General features: G+C 58.7%; 9 protein-coding genes and 2 pseudogenes. 3 read left to right on the forward strand and 8 right to left on the reverse strand.

Features of this window, described 5'->3' with window-relative positions; translation table 11 throughout:
• Window positions 1-36 precede the first annotated feature (36 nt).
• From gshB to metK, 5 genes are all read right to left on the reverse strand, one after another.
• Window positions 37-987, reverse strand: a complete 951-nt coding sequence (gene gshB / locus ACSMDR_RS14990; RefSeq protein ID WP_436468766.1) for a glutathione synthase — start codon at window positions 985-987, stop codon at window positions 37-39.
• Between the two features lie 129 nt (window positions 988-1,116).
• Window positions 1,117-1,848, reverse strand: a complete 732-nt coding sequence (rsmE, locus tag ACSMDR_RS14995) for a 16S rRNA (uracil(1498)-N(3))-methyltransferase (RefSeq protein WP_005906349.1) — start codon at window positions 1,846-1,848, stop codon at window positions 1,117-1,119.
• A 96-nt stretch (window positions 1,849-1,944) separates the two neighbouring features.
• On the reverse strand, window positions 1,945-2,628 hold the full coding sequence (locus tag ACSMDR_RS15000) for an endonuclease (protein ID WP_005906347.1): 684 nt from the start codon (window positions 2,626-2,628) through the stop codon (window positions 1,945-1,947).
• Window positions 2,629-2,695: 67 nt separating this feature from the next.
• Window positions 2,696-3,208: a SprT family zinc-dependent metalloprotease gene (locus ACSMDR_RS15005; RefSeq protein ID WP_005906345.1), complete on the reverse strand. Its 513-nt coding sequence runs from the start codon at window positions 3,206-3,208 to the stop codon at window positions 2,696-2,698.
• 162 nt (window positions 3,209-3,370) lie between these two features.
• Window positions 3,371-4,522, reverse strand: coding sequence for a methionine adenosyltransferase (metK, locus tag ACSMDR_RS15010; RefSeq protein ID WP_005893287.1), 1,152 nt, complete (start codon window positions 4,520-4,522; stop codon window positions 3,371-3,373).
• A 375-nt stretch (window positions 4,523-4,897) separates the two neighbouring features.
• Between metK and tkt the strand changes: the two are divergent.
• From tkt to ACSMDR_RS15025, 3 genes and pseudogenes are all read left to right on the forward strand, one after another.
• A pseudogene (gene tkt / locus ACSMDR_RS15015) lies at window positions 4,898-6,709 on the forward strand (transketolase); the annotation flags it as partial.
• A 111-nt stretch (window positions 6,710-6,820) separates the two neighbouring features.
• Window positions 6,821-8,090, forward strand: a pseudogene (locus ACSMDR_RS15020) (IS4 family transposase).
• 348 nt (window positions 8,091-8,438) lie between these two features.
• Window positions 8,439-9,386, forward strand: a complete 948-nt coding sequence (locus ACSMDR_RS15025) for an IS30-like element ISAeca1 family transposase (protein WP_012564931.1) — start codon at window positions 8,439-8,441, stop codon at window positions 9,384-9,386.
• Window positions 9,387-9,515: 129 nt separating this feature from the next.
• Here the strand turns inward: ACSMDR_RS15025 and ACSMDR_RS15030 are convergent, their stop codons facing one another.
• From ACSMDR_RS15030 to ACSMDR_RS15040, 3 genes are all read right to left on the reverse strand, one after another.
• Entirely contained in the window at window positions 9,516-10,781 is a 1,266-nt protein-coding gene (locus ACSMDR_RS15030; RefSeq protein WP_436468767.1) for a RidA family protein, read from the reverse strand.
• Between the two features lie 919 nt (window positions 10,782-11,700).
• Window positions 11,701-12,810: an anhydro-N-acetylmuramic acid kinase gene (locus tag ACSMDR_RS15035; RefSeq protein ID WP_436468768.1), complete on the reverse strand. Its 1,110-nt coding sequence runs from the start codon at window positions 12,808-12,810 to the stop codon at window positions 11,701-11,703.
• Window positions 12,811-12,921: 111 nt separating this feature from the next.
• A complete protein-coding gene (locus ACSMDR_RS15040; protein WP_436468769.1) occupies window positions 12,922-14,223 on the reverse strand; it encodes a peptidoglycan DD-metalloendopeptidase family protein in 1,302 nt (433 codons plus the stop codon).
• Window positions 14,224-14,259: the final 36 nt, after the last annotated feature.

Consider the following 14,259-nt stretch of genomic DNA (forward strand, 5'->3'; position numbering starts at 1 on the left):
TGTCCCACTCCCTCGTTGTCTTTTCAGTCTGGGCTATCAGCGGGTCAGACGGCGCTCGATGGCATCCATCAGCATGCCGGTGACGGAGACGTCAAAGGCGGCCTCTATCTCACGGATGCAGGTCGGGCTGGTGACGTTAATCTCGGTCAGTCGATCGCCGATGATGTCGAGGCCCACAAAAATGAGCCCCTTCTCTTTCAGGGTGGGGCCGACCGCGCGGGCGATGGCCCAGTCTGCCTCGCTCAAGGGGCGCGCCTCGCCGCGGCCACCGGCCGCCAGGTTGCCACGGGTCTCCCCTTGGGCCGGGATGCGTGCCAGGCAGTAAGGCACGGGTTCGCCATCGACCACCAGCACCCGTTTGTCGCCCTGCTTGATGGCGGGCAGATAAGTCTGTGCCATGCAGTACTGCTCCCCGTGAGCAGTGAGAGTCTCGATGATGACCCCAACGTTGGCGTCATCTTCTTTCATGCGGAAGATGGAGGCGCCACCCATGCCGTCCAGAGGCTTCAGGATCACGTCTTTGTGCTCGGCGTGGAAGGCGCGCAGCTTGTCGGATCTACGAGTGACCAGGGTGGTGGGGGTATGCTCGGCAAACCAGGCGGTGTAGAGCTTCTCGTTGGCATCGCGCAGGCTCTGGGGCTTGTTGACGATGAGGCTGCCCTCATCTTCGGCCCGCTCCAGCATGTAGGTGGCGTAGATGAACTCGGTGTCGAACGGGGGATCCTTGCGCATCAGTATCACATCGAGCTCGCTGAGCGGCTGATCGACCACCTCACCCAGTTCATACCACTTGGCCGGATTCTGCTCCACGGTGAGCGGGCGCATGGTACCAAAGGCGCGGCCGGCTTCCATGTAGAGATCGGCCATCTCCAGATAGAAAAGCTCATAGCCGCGACGCTGGGCTTCCAGCAGCATGGCAAAACTGGAGTCTTTCTTGATGTTGATGGTCGAGATGGGGTCCATCACGATGCCAAGTTTGATGGTCATCCGGAATTCCTTCTGTGGCTCGATTAGTTGTTAGGGTCGATGAGCAAAGCCTGATCGACCCTCGGTATGTCAGGCGAGATTGCTGAAATAGCCACTGCCGCCCCATGGACTGGCAGGGGTTCTGTTATCTCAAGCTAAGTCGCCGAATCGGCACTGCAGTGCCGTGATGACGGTCAGGGCCGCAGTCTCGGTGCGCAGCACCCGAGGGCCTAACAGCATCTCCTTGAAATCATGGGTCACTGTGCGCGCTATCTCATCACTGGACAAGCCCCCCTCGGGACCTATCAACAGCCGTACCCCATGCTCAGGCACCGGCAGTGTGCTGATGCTGTACTCGGCGCGCGGGTGCAGGTTGAGCTTGAGCTCAAGGGTCTGCTCCGCCAGCCAGTCGTCCAGCTCCATGGGCATGCGAACCATGGGCACGGTGTTGCGGCCGCACTGCTCGCAGGCACTGATCACCACCTTCTGCCACTGCTCTCGTTTCTTCTCGAGGCGATCGGCGGGCAGTTTGACGCCGCAGCGCTCGGAGAAGAGCGGGGTGATGCAGGTGACGCCAAGCTCCACCGATTTCTGGATGGTGAAGTCCATCTTGTCGCCACGGCTGATCACCTGACCCAGGTGAATGGCCAGGGGCGACTCGACCGAGAGGGTCTGGGCACTCTCAATATTCACCTCGACCGACTTTTTGCCGACGTGGGTGATGAGGGCTTGATACTGCTGGCCATCGCCGTTGAACAGCTCCAGGGCCTGACCGGCTTGCATACGCAGTACCCGGCCGATGTGATTGGCACCGTCTTCCGACAGGGCGAGGGTCTGGCCGACGCCCAAAGGCATGGGTTCATAGATACGTGGAATGCGCATGGCTAAGTGTCTGTCTCTTGGCTGGCTCAAGGAGCGGGATGGCTCTCATCCCGCTCCTGTCAGGGGGCAAGGCGGCGCCTGCTGCCTTACATGGTGTCATTGGCACTGCTTTTCAATGAAGGGATTGGTGTTGCCCTGCAGCTTGCCGATGCGGCGATTTCGCTCGCACTCCCAGCTATCTGCCGGATACTGCCTGTCCCACGCTTCGAACAGTTTACGCTGTTGCGCGGCCAGACGCAGCCCGTGTTGTTTGCTCATATAGAGGTAGGCGCGGGCTATCTGACCCCGTACCGGCCCCTTGGGCGGCTGCACCCGGCGCGCCTTGAAATCCACCAGCATCTGGCATTGGCCATACTGGCTCGGCTTGCCATTCCAGTCGGAGAAGCGATAGTTGGCGCGATCGCCATTCACCTCGCCGATGGCGGGGAAGAGGTTGTGCATATCCCCCTCCATCTGGTTGAACTCGTCGCTCTTGCCGCAGTTTTTGCGGCCTCCCTCCTGCCAGCACTGCAGCTGATGGCCGAACTCCCAGGCGGGCACCACATGCTCCCACTCGATGCGGGCGGCGCGCTTGGCCTGTTTGCGTGGCTCATAGCCACAGCTGGCCAGATCCGGGCTCATCTGCTTGCCCTGATAGTCGATGTCGCAGCCGCAGTAGAAGCTGGTGGGATGGGATTGATAGAGGCGATTGAGATCCTGCTTGGCGGCGCGAAATGTCTGGGCTTGCAGCGGCAGGGCCATGAAAAGGGCAAGCAGGATGAACGAGGCGAAACGAGACATGAGGTTCCTTAAGGGATACGGAGACTGAGGTTGGCGGCGCACCCAGGCATGGGGGGCAGTATTTGATTCAGGGGCGAGTGAGCACCTGCTTACAGCGTCGGCAATGATAATTGGCCTCCCCACGGGTCACCTTGTTATGGCGGCGGATGGAGAGCTGATGTTGCTGACAGGCACAGGCGTAGGTCACGCTCGGCTGGGCGAGCACGGCGAGATCGAAGCTGTGGGTGGTTCTGGGTTCCAGATTGAACACTTCTCGCATCACTGATTGCCACTGGCGGCCGTGGGGCAGCACTCGCGCCTTGCCTCGGCCAGCGCCCCACAGGGCATGCACCAGCAAGTGCGCCACCTCGTGGGGCACCACCTCATCGAGGAAAGCCTGCTGATTGGCGGCAAACAACGCCGGGTTGAAGCGCAGCTCCCAGGTCTGCAGGCGCGCGGCTCCCGCCGCCCGGCCACGCATATTGCAATGGATCTGCGGGCGCGGGAATTGGCGAGCGAGTGTCTGTTCGGCCTGACTGAAACAGAGCTGGACCCGTTCGGTCAGGATCTGCTGCATCTGGGGGAGAGTGAGTGCTGACATGGTCGATTGAAGGCTGTTCATACAGGTGAGCGAAAGGGGGCAGTCTACCTCTTGCTCATGCTGACGAAAAGCAGGCAAGGGGCCTGTTCACCCGGATCCCGGCCATGAAAAAGGGGAGCCTGAGCCCCCCCTTTCTTGCCACAGGCAGCCTGACGAGCTGGCTTAGAGGCCAGCGGCGGCGCGCAGCAGCTCGGCCTTGTCGGTACGCTCCCAGGGGAACTCTTCGCGACCGAAGTGGCCATAGGCAGCGGTTGCCTTGAAGATGGGACGCTTGAGATCCAGCATCTCGATGAGGCCGTAGGGTCGCAGTTCGAAGTGCTCGCGTACCAGCGTGACCAGCAGCTCCTCGGAGACCTTGGCGGTGCCGAAGGTTTCGACGCTGATGGAGGTCGGCTCGGCCACGCCGATGGCGTAGGAGACTTGCAGTTCACAGCGATCGGCCAGACCTGCGGCCACTATGTTTTTGGCGACATAGCGAGCGGCGTAGGCGGCGGAGCGATCCACCTTGGAGGGATCCTTGCCGGAGAAGGCGCCACCACCGTGACGGGCCATGCCGCCGTAGGTATCGACGATGATCTTGCGACCGGTCAGACCGCAGTCACCCATGGGGCCGCCGATAACGAAACGGCCGGTCGGGTTGATGAAGAACTTGGTGTTCTTGCTGATCCACTCGGCGGGCAGTACCGGCTTGATGATCTCCTCGCGCACCGCTTCGACCAGGTCGGCGTGGCTGATGGAGTCGCAATGCTGGGTGGAGAGCACCACGGCATCGACGCCAAGGATCTTGCCTTCGCTGTCATAGGCGAAAGTGAGCTGGCTCTTGGCATCCGGACGCAGCCAGGGCAGGGTGCCATTCTTGCGCACTTGCGCCTGACGTTTCACCAACAGGTGAGAGTAGGTGATGGGTGCTGGCATCAGCACCTCGGTCTCGTTGGTGGCATAGCCGAACATCAGGCCCTGATCACCGGCGCCCTGCTCATAGGGGTCGGCACGGTCAACGCCCTGGTTGATGTCGGGGGATTGCTTGCCGATGGCATTGAGCACGGCGCAGGAGTCGGCATCGAAACCCATGTCCGAGTGGGTGTAACCAATCTCACGGACGGTATCGCGCACGATCTGCTCGATATCAACCCAGGCGGAAGTGGTTACTTCGCCGCCGACCAGCACCATGCCAGTCTTGACCAGGGTCTCGCAGGCGACACGGGCCATGGGATCCTGTTCCAGGATGGCGTCCAGCACCGCATCGGAGATCTGGTCGGCGATTTTATCGGGATGGCCTTCGGAGACCGACTCGGAAGTAAACAGCTTTGCCATGGGAGCATTCTCAACGCTAGGGGTTATCGCCTTGGCCATAACCAGGTAAAAAGGAGAGTCTTTGCATTTGAGATATCTACATCTGGACGTCTTACAAGGAGAGTCTTTGTAGAGGTATCTACATCTGGACGTCTATTTTAGAGAGGGGGCAGGGTGATTGCCAGTACTATTTTGGTTTGGTGTCGTCTGTGGCTGACACTACCCATAAAGGGTTGAAAATGGTCGCAACGCGAATCGTTTGCCGAGCCAAGAAAAGCGACTGCGCTCCCAAAGCCACTTTATTCGCCCAGATAATATTTGCACCTCGCGCCCCCTGCTGGGACAATAACGCGCCTTAATCTTGGCCATCAAATGAAGCAATCGCAGGAGATACAGATGCCTTCTCGTAAAGAGCTTGCCAATGCCATTCGCGCATTGAGTATGGATGCCGTACAAAAAGCCAACTCCGGTCACCCGGGCGCCCCCATGGGAATGGCAGATATCGCCGAAGTGCTGTGGCGCGGCCACCTCAAGCACAACCCGAACAACCCCAATTGGGCCGACCGCGACCGTTTCATCCTGTCTAACGGCCACGGCTCCATGCTGATTTACTCCCTGCTGCATCTCTCCGGTTATGACCTCACCATCGAGGATCTGAAAAACTTCCGCCAACTGCACTCTCGCACCCCGGGTCACCCGGAGTACGGTTATGCGCCAGGTATCGAGACCACGACTGGCCCACTGGGTCAGGGCATCACCAATGCCGTGGGCATGGCGATCGCTGAAAAAGCCATGGCCGAGCAGTTCAACCAGCCAGGTCACGACATCGTCGATCACTACACCTACGCCTTCATGGGCGACGGTTGCCTGATGGAAGGCATCTCCCACGAGGCTTGCTCCCTGGCAGGTACCCTGCAACTGGGCAAACTGATCGCATTCTGGGATGACAACGGTATCTCCATCGACGGTCACGTTGAAGGCTGGTTCACCGACGATACTCCCAAGCGTTTCGAAGCTTACGGCTGGCACGTCATCCCTGCCGTCGACGGCCACAACCCGGAAGCGATCAACGCCGCCATCGAAGCCGCCAAGGCCGAGACCGGCAAGCCAACCCTTATCTGCTGCCGCACCATCATTGGCTACGGTTCACCGAACAAGTCCGGCTCCCACGATTGCCACGGCGCGCCGTTGGGCAACGACGAGATCGCCGCCGCTCGTGCTTTCCTGAAATGGGATCACGCACCCTTCGTTATTCCGTCCGAGATCGCTGCCGAGTGGAATGCCCAGGAGAAAGGCACGGCGCTTGAAGCCGACTGGGTTGCCAAGTTTGCCGCCTATGAAGCCGCTCACCCGGCCCTGGCAAGCGAATTCAAACGCCGAACCACAGGTGAGCTGCCTGCCAACTGGGCCGCTGAATCTGCCAGCATTATCGAAGCCCTGCAAGCCAACCCGGCCAAGATTGCGACCCGTAAAGCGTCCCAGAACTCTCTGGAAGCCTTCGGCAAGCTGCTGCCTGAGTTCATGGGTGGCTCTGCGGATCTGGCACCCTCCAACCTGACCATGTGGTCCGGTTCCAAGTCGCTCACTCCTGAGAGCGCGGCAGGCAACTACATCCACTACGGTGTGCGCGAGTTCGCCATGTCCGCCATCATGAACGGCATCGCCCTGCACGGTGGTTTCATCCCCTACGGCGCCACCTTCCTGATGTTCATGGAGTACGCCCGCAACGCCCTGCGCATGGCCGCCCTGATGAAGCAGCGCGCCATCTTCGTCTACACCCACGACTCCATCGGTCTGGGTGAAGATGGCCCGACTCACCAGCCGGTCGAGCAGATCGCCTCCCTGCGTCTGACCCCGAACATGAGCACCTGGCGCCCCTGTGACCAGGTAGAGTCTGCCATCGCCTGGAAACACGCCATCGAGCGCAATGATGGCCCGACTGCGCTGATCTTCTCCCGCCAGAACCTGCCCCAGATGGACCGCAGCGCCCAGCAGCTGGCCGATACCGCCAAGGGTGGTTATGTGCTGAAAGATTGTGCCGGTACCCCGGAGCTGATCCTGATCGCCACCGGTTCCGAAGTGGAGCTGGCCGTGGCCGCCTATGAGCAGCTGACCGCCAAGGGCCGTGCCGTGCGCGTGGTCTCCCTGCCGGCCACCGACGTGTTCGACGCCCAGTCTGCCGAGTACAAGGAGTCCGTCCTGCCGTCCTAGCGGCTTTCATATACAGGATCTTTAGCGGCAACCAATTGAAATAGATATGAAAAAGGCTTCGTTTGTGATCTGATTTTATCGCCAAACAAAACCGCCACGCCCGAAGCCATGACTATTATCCACGCCAATCACTATCTCAATCAACTCCTCGCTCCCGCCGAGCTCGAGCGCATTGCACGCCTCTGCAAGTTTTGCCTGCGTCTGCGCACCATTACCCCCTGGATGCTGGTCACCTCCCTGCTACGCGCCTTCGGTGGGGACACAGTCGCGGCCATTGCCAGTTTGCATCTGCATTTCAATGGCTTGCAGCTCATTGGCGCCCATCAAGTCTCCTACAAACCCTTTCATAACCAGTTGCGCAAACCCGCATTTGCCCAGTTTATGAAGGCCCTGGTTGAGCGAGCCATCGCCCTGCGCATTGGTCAGCAGGTGACTGAGGTTGCCCAGGGCGCTTTCAAGCAGGTGTTGCTTCAGGATGGCACCTCTTTTGCGGTTCATAAACGCTTGGCCACTGTCTTTCCCGGACGATTCAAGACCATCAGCCCAGCCGCCATCGAATGCCACATGCTCATGTCACTGCTGGAGCAAAAACCGGTCTGTATGCAGCTCTCTGCCGACACCGCGTCTGAGCGCCAGTTTCTTCCTGATGCCAAAGTGCTGACCGGCAGCCTGCTGCTGGCGGATGCGGGTTACATCAGTCACGCCTATTTTGCCGAGGTGAACAAGGCTGGCGGCTTTTACCTGGTGCGGGGGAGCAAGAACTTGAACCCAGAGATCCTCAATGCGTGGCGCGATGATGGGCGAACAGTCCCCAAGCTGACCGGCATGTCACTCAAGGAGGCAGGACGGCGGCACTGCCGGGCAGAAGTGCTGGATATGAATGTGAGAGCGGGTCAATACGAATATCGATTGCTCCGGCGCTGGTTCGCCGAGGAGAAGCGATTCTGCATCTGGATGACCAACTTGCCACGTGATGCATGGCCAGCAGAGCGCGTAATGCGTCTGTATCGCTGCCGCTGGCAGGTCGAGTTGCTGTTCAAGGAGTGGAAATCGCACAACAACCTCAAGGGTTTTGTGACGGGACAGCAAGCGATCGCCGAGGGTCTGGTGTGGGCCAGCCTGCTGTCGCTGGTGCTGAAGACGACGAGTGGCACAGACACTGATGAAAGAGGGTCTATCGACGCTCAAGGCAGCGAAGAGTGGTGTGACATGGTGGCTGCCGATATTGGAAGCGATAGCGCACCGAGCCATCAGCGAAATAAGGGAGCGACTGGAATGGGCCGTTGATTTTCTGTCAAAAAACGCTCGCCGGACAAAGCAACGAAAATCGATACAAAACAGGACCTTGGAAGGTGTTTTAATTGACGTTTTTTCTTAAGGTCCTGTACATGAAGCGGCTTAATAAATAACTGGCCATCTTATCCTATTGCAGAAACGGCTGAAATAATAAGTTATTTTGAAAGTAAAAGTAGTAAGTCAATGGAGTTGGTAATTATCTTCTTAGCTTCTGTTTTTGGTGGTGCAGTCGGTGCTGGCATTACAGTTATCTTTGGGAGTTAACTATTGTTCTGGGGTTGGTGATGTGTGGCGTGATGTGATTGTAATTAATAAAGATCTCGCCCGTGAATTCAGATAATAAGTGCAATGCCCATGGTGCATAGGAGAGAGGCGGTCAACTACCAGTTAGGGTACGCTTCTTCTCGCCAAAGAAACAAAGCGATACACCATGAAATACCAGCAGTTGACCGAGGGGCTACGATACCAGATTGCCTGCCTCCGTGACCATGGCCTGTCACAGGCCCGCATTGCCAAACAGCTCGGGGTTCATCCATCGACTATCAGTCGTGAGCTTCGTCGTAATTGTGCTGGGCAGGCCTATCAGCCGCAGCAGGCTCACCAACTTGCCACGGCACGACGGCTGACGAGTCAGAAGCGTACTGTCCCGTCTGATACCATCGACTTTGTTTGCATGGCGCTGGTCGCGGACTGGAGTCCCGAGCAAATCAGTGGCGTTGGAGACATGATTAACTGCCCGGTTAGCCACGAGTGGATATACCGCTATGTGGCACGCGACAAGGCCAACGGTGGCACGCTATACCGGCATCTGCGTCAGGGTCACAAACGCTATCGCAAGGGTAAGAACAGCAAACGCAGTGTCATTCCCAATCCGGTATCGATTGATGAACGCCCTGCGATAGTCAATGAGCGGAGCCGTGTGGGAGATTGGGAAGTCGATACCGTGTTGGGTAAGCAAGGCAGCGGTGCAATAGTGAGTCTGTTGGAGCGTAAGAGCCGGCTCTACCTGGTTCAATACGTTCCCAGCAAAACAGCCAGCGCGGTGGCGGACACCATTATCAGCATGCTGAAACCCTACCAGGCACATGTCCATACCATCACAGCTGACAATGGTAGCGAGTTTGTCGAACATGAACGTGTTGCAGCAGAGCTGGAAGCGCAGGTGTACTTTGCGCATCCATACAGTGCATGGGAACGGGGACAGAATGAGAATAGCAATGGTCTGCTGCGGCAATATGTGCCCAAAGGCAGTGATTTGAGTGTGGTGACAGCAGAGGCACTGTCAGCCGTCGAAAAGCGGCTGAACTTCAGGCCGCGCAAATGCTTGGGATTTAAACAGCCACAGGTGGTTTTTGACGAACTTCTGAAAGCAGCCTGATTTTTAATCGGGAATTGCACTTCGAAGTTGAATTCGCGCCCCTCTGCATTTATTTAAAAATGAAAATCATAAACATGTAAAAAGAGACCAGCCATCATCCGGTCTCTTTTTTATTATTCAGAGCATGCCTTACACCTGCGGCGGGGTGCTTTCCGCATTGGAGAGTACTGCATCCATCAGGATCAGGGTGCCGGCGGGCAACTCGCTTACACCAATGACGGTGCGGGCGGGCAGATAGTCCGGGAAGTATTGGGTATAGATGGCGTTGACCGCATCCAGATCCGCGATGTTTTTGACCTGGATATTGACCTTGACGATATCGTCCATCACATGGTCGATGCTCTCGACAATCGCCTTGATATTGCTCAGGCACTGGGCGGTCTGCTCTTTGACACAGCCAGCCAGAATCTTGCCGGTGGCGGGGTCAATCGGCAGCTGCGCAGAGAGATGGTTGTAGTGGGAGAAGGCGACGGTCTGGCAATGGAGCGGGCTGCGCGGTGCCTTGTCGGTATTGCGGGCAGCGATCACCAGATTGTGTCTGTCTTCTACCAGTTGCGGCGGTGTGCCGTCACCGTGGGAGATGACCGCATCCATCTGCACCAGTGCACCCATGGGCAGGGCGGCGGCACTGACCACAGAGCGGGCCGGCAGATAGGCGACGGCGCGGGCAATGGCGGAGTCCGGGAAGAAGGTGGTGTAGACCTCGTTGATGGCGTCCAGATCCGCGAGGCTGGTCAGGTAGATGTTTACCTTGACGATGTCGTCAAATGGCACATCGATGCTCTCCAGCACGGTTTTGATGTTGCGCAGGCACTGACCGGCCTGCTCCTTGATGCCACCGGCGACCAGCTGACTCGAGGCGGCATCGACCGGCAGCTGCGCGCCTATATTGTTGTAGTGGGAGAAGGCGACGGTATGGGTCGAGAGCGGGTTGTGCGGTGCCTTTTCGCTGTTGCGGGCGAGTTTTACCAGGGCGCAGGGCGCCTGCGGGAAGGTGCCTTCGCCATTGGAGATGATGGCGTCGATCTGCACTTGGGCATCCAGCGGCAGGGCGGCCACGGCGAGTGTGGTGCGGGTCGGCAGATAGCTTGGGAAGAATTCGCGATAAACACTGTTGACCGCTTCCAGATCCGCCATGTCTTTCAGGAAGATAGTGGCTTTGACCATATCGTCCATCACGTGGCCGATGCTCTCTATGATCGCCTTGAGGTTGGTCAGGCACTGTCTGGCCTGTACCTTGACGTCGCCACTCACCATCTTGCCGGTCTTGGGATCGACCGGCAGCTGGGCAGAAATATTGTTGTAATGAGAGAACGCTACCGTCTGGGTGTAGGGGCCCAGATCCTGGGGGGCATTGGTGGTATTTCTTGCAGCCTTGATGATGGTGCCACTCATAGATATTCCTCTTTTTAGTATTCGTTGTTAACGCAAGATACAGGTTCACCCCATCCGAGTGCGCCATGGCGACTGCGCCAGCGGGTGCCTTCCGGTTATTATGTGTAATCCACTCAATAGCTAAATTGGATAAGAGAGGAAGGGACGGGGTTGATTATTTCAGACGAGGCGATTCTATGAGTGGCCATCGGGAGATGCAAATTGGGATCGCATTTCTATGAGATGGCTCAACGCCCTGAAATATAGCTGTTTTGCTATTCAATTCAGGGTGAATAGCATGTTGAGGTGGAACAAATAGGTCTGGTGTCGCAGGCGAGCCCGTCTGGACTGGGTTCTTACTCCTATGGGGATGGGGCCGAGCTGTGAATGAAGCGTTAATAATATGCGCTGCTCTGCGGTTAATTTATTTTATTGTGCATGGATATGCACTTTTAATCTTTTATGGGATCTATCTAGCCAGTTAAAAATATGCTAGCTCCATAGCATGAAAAGGCTGGTAAAGATGTGGCTGGAATATAATTCAAAATATTGCATGGGCGATACTGTGTTATTGCAGTTGAATAGCGGCTTGTACGTTGGTCCTGATAATATCAGTCTCGCCTGATAACGAGATAAATATGCCATAGGGGGCAATTGTCGCGGGTGCTTGTAATAAAAATGGTGCGAGATGACCGCTTACCTGCCTGCATGACTTCGATCAGGCGCAGGCAGGCGAAAGGGGCAGACGTTCTGAAAAATGCGTTGAATAGCTTTCTGGGTTGGTGTCAGGCGGGTACCTCAGGCCTGGCGCCCAGTGTCAGCTCTCCGGCAGGAGAGAGGGCGCCCAAGACGGCAAGACGGCGGGCCCCCGTGCACGGGAGGGCAGGTTGCCCTCTTTGCCTCGAAATGGTTGATGCGAAGGTCTGATCCGGGCTATCGATCAGGCAGGATAGAGCGCGCCCAGCACGGCTGGGCGACTGGCGCCGGTGACGGCGGGCAGGTTGCCCGGTTGGCGCTGGATAAAGCGCTGCGCCAGCCAGGCAAAGGCGGCCCCTTCCACCCAGTCGGGGGCTAGCCCCAGCTCGGCCGTGCTGGCGATACGCCAGTGGGGCAACAGAGTGGCCAGTTCCGCCAGCAGGGGGCCGTTGTGGGCGCCGCCGCCGCAGACGAACAGCTCGGGCCTGGTTTGCGTCTCATCCACCGCGGGCAGCTGGCGGGCTATGCTGTGGCAGGTGAGGGATTGCAGGGTACGCTGTACATCCACCGGGGCGTATGCACTGCCCGCCAGTTCGTGGTCTAGCCACTCCAGGGTGAACATCTCCCGCCCCGTGCTCTTGGGCCAGGAGGCTGCGAAGTAGGGGTGAGCGAGCAGTTTATCAAGCAGGGCCGGGATAGGCTTGCCGCTGGCGGCCCACTTGCCACTGGCGTCGTAGTTGCCGCCGTCTGGCTGATGACGGCGATACCAGCCATCGAGCAGGGTGTTGGCCGGGCCGGTATCAAAGCCATAGACCCCGCCCGCGTTGCCCGGCAGCACCGAGATATTGGCGATGCCGCCCAGATTCAGCACCACCCGCAGGGCGCCGGGTTTGGCAAACAGCGCTTGATGGAAGGCGGGCACCAGGGGCGCCCCCTGACCGCCGAGGGCCATGTCCAGGCTGCGAAAGTCGCTGATGACGTCGATGCCGCTGAGGGCGGCCAACAGGGCGCTGTTGCCAATTTGCAGGGTAAAGCCAAGGTGCGGACGATGGCGAATGGTCTGACCGTGGCTGCCAATGGCGCGAATGTCGGTGGGCGCCAGCCCTGCTTTTTCGAGCAGGGCCTGAGTGGCGGCGGCAAATTCACGGGCCACCAGGTTGTCGGCGACGCCCAAGCGATCGATCTCGTTCTCTCCGGGGGTGCAGAGGGCATGGAGTTCACGGGCCGTTGCCTCTGGCCAGGGGTGACAGAGAGCCGCCTCGACCCGCAGAGTATCGCCATCGACCTCGATCAGCACCGCATCTATGCCGTCCAGGCTGGTTCCGGACATCAGACCCAAGTAACGTTCAGCCATCTGCGAGCTCCTTGTCATTGCTTGTGATAACCCCGTGGCCTGTCGCTCATCGGCGCTGGCAACGCGTGCTCCTGTGGCCTGGGGAGAACAGGCACCATGATCATGCGCGGCTCAGGATTCGTTCCGGCGCAGGGCGAGCTGAGTCTCTGGGCGCTCCAGCTTGGCGAGTTGCTGCTGGGCCTGGACCTTGAACTGGCTCAGCTCGCGTCCGCTGAGGGTTTCCGCCTGGGGCAGAGTCAGGGTGCGCGGGTTCTTGTGTACCCCGGCGACCAGGAATTCATAGTGCAGGTGGGCGCCCGTGACCCGGCCCGTGCTGCCCAGCAGGCCAATGGTCTGTCCCTGCTTCACCCGCTGGCCCTTGTTGACGGTGCGCTTGGAGAGGTGCAGGTACTTGGTCACATAGTTGCCGGCGTGCTTGATGAACACATAGTTGCCGTTGAACTGGTTGTAACCGGCTGCCACCACGCTGCCCGACCCCGAGGCCATGATGGGGGTACCCACCGGCGCCACGTAGTCGATGCCGTTATGAGGGCGAACCTTGCCGGTGACCGGGTGCAGGCGGCGCGGATTGAAGTTGGAGCTGATGTATTTGAAGTTGACCGGCGCGCGCAGGAAGCTCTTGCGCATCGCCTTGCCCGCCGGTGTGTAGTAGTTGCCATCCTCGCTCAACACGGCGCGGTAGATCTCGCCCTGGTTGACGAACTCGGCGGCCAGAATATCACCGGAGGCGACCCGCTCATCATCCTGGAATTTCTCCTCGAACAGCACCCTGAAGCTGTCCCCTGGTTGCAGGTCCTGGGCAAAGTCGATGTCCCAGCCGAAGATGGCGGCCAAGTCCATGATCTGATCCTCGGTCATGCCCGCTTCGCTGGCTGCCCCCCAGAAGCTGGAGCGGATGTTGCCCTGGGCCCAGTTTTCACGGGTATCGAGTTCGAGGCGTACCGCTTTGGCCACGAAGCCATCTTCCCGTCGATTGACCTTGAGTGCCTGCTCCAGGCTGTGGGGGTAATAGAGGCTATGGAGTTCGCCTTCCTGGGTGAGCTTGAAGGTCAACTCCTGACCGGGCCTGAGCATGCGCAGCGGATCGGCGGCCTTGAGCTGATCGATGAGGTGCAGGTCTGCCGTGCGCAGGCCCAGACGCTGGAAGATGATGCCCATGTTGTCACCGCTGCGCACCTTGACCTGCTTGGTCACATAAGGAGCCTTGGGCGGGGTGGCCGTCCGTTCCATGGCGAGGCGGTCATGTTCATCCTGCTGTTCGTCGCGGGCCAGATTGGCGACATGCTCATCAACCCGGGTGGCGACGGCCTGTTCACCGGGCCAGGCGGCCAGCATCATCACCAGAATGGTCAGGATCAGCACCATCTTGCGGTGCCAGAGAGGAAGAGCGTTGAAGGCGTGCCAAATATGCATGAGAAAAGGGCGTGAAGTCGGGCGGAATCAGCGGAT

The organism is Aeromonas molluscorum (assembly GCF_051376105.1).
GTDB classification, from domain to species: Bacteria; Pseudomonadota; Gammaproteobacteria; order Enterobacterales; family Aeromonadaceae; genus Aeromonas; species Aeromonas molluscorum.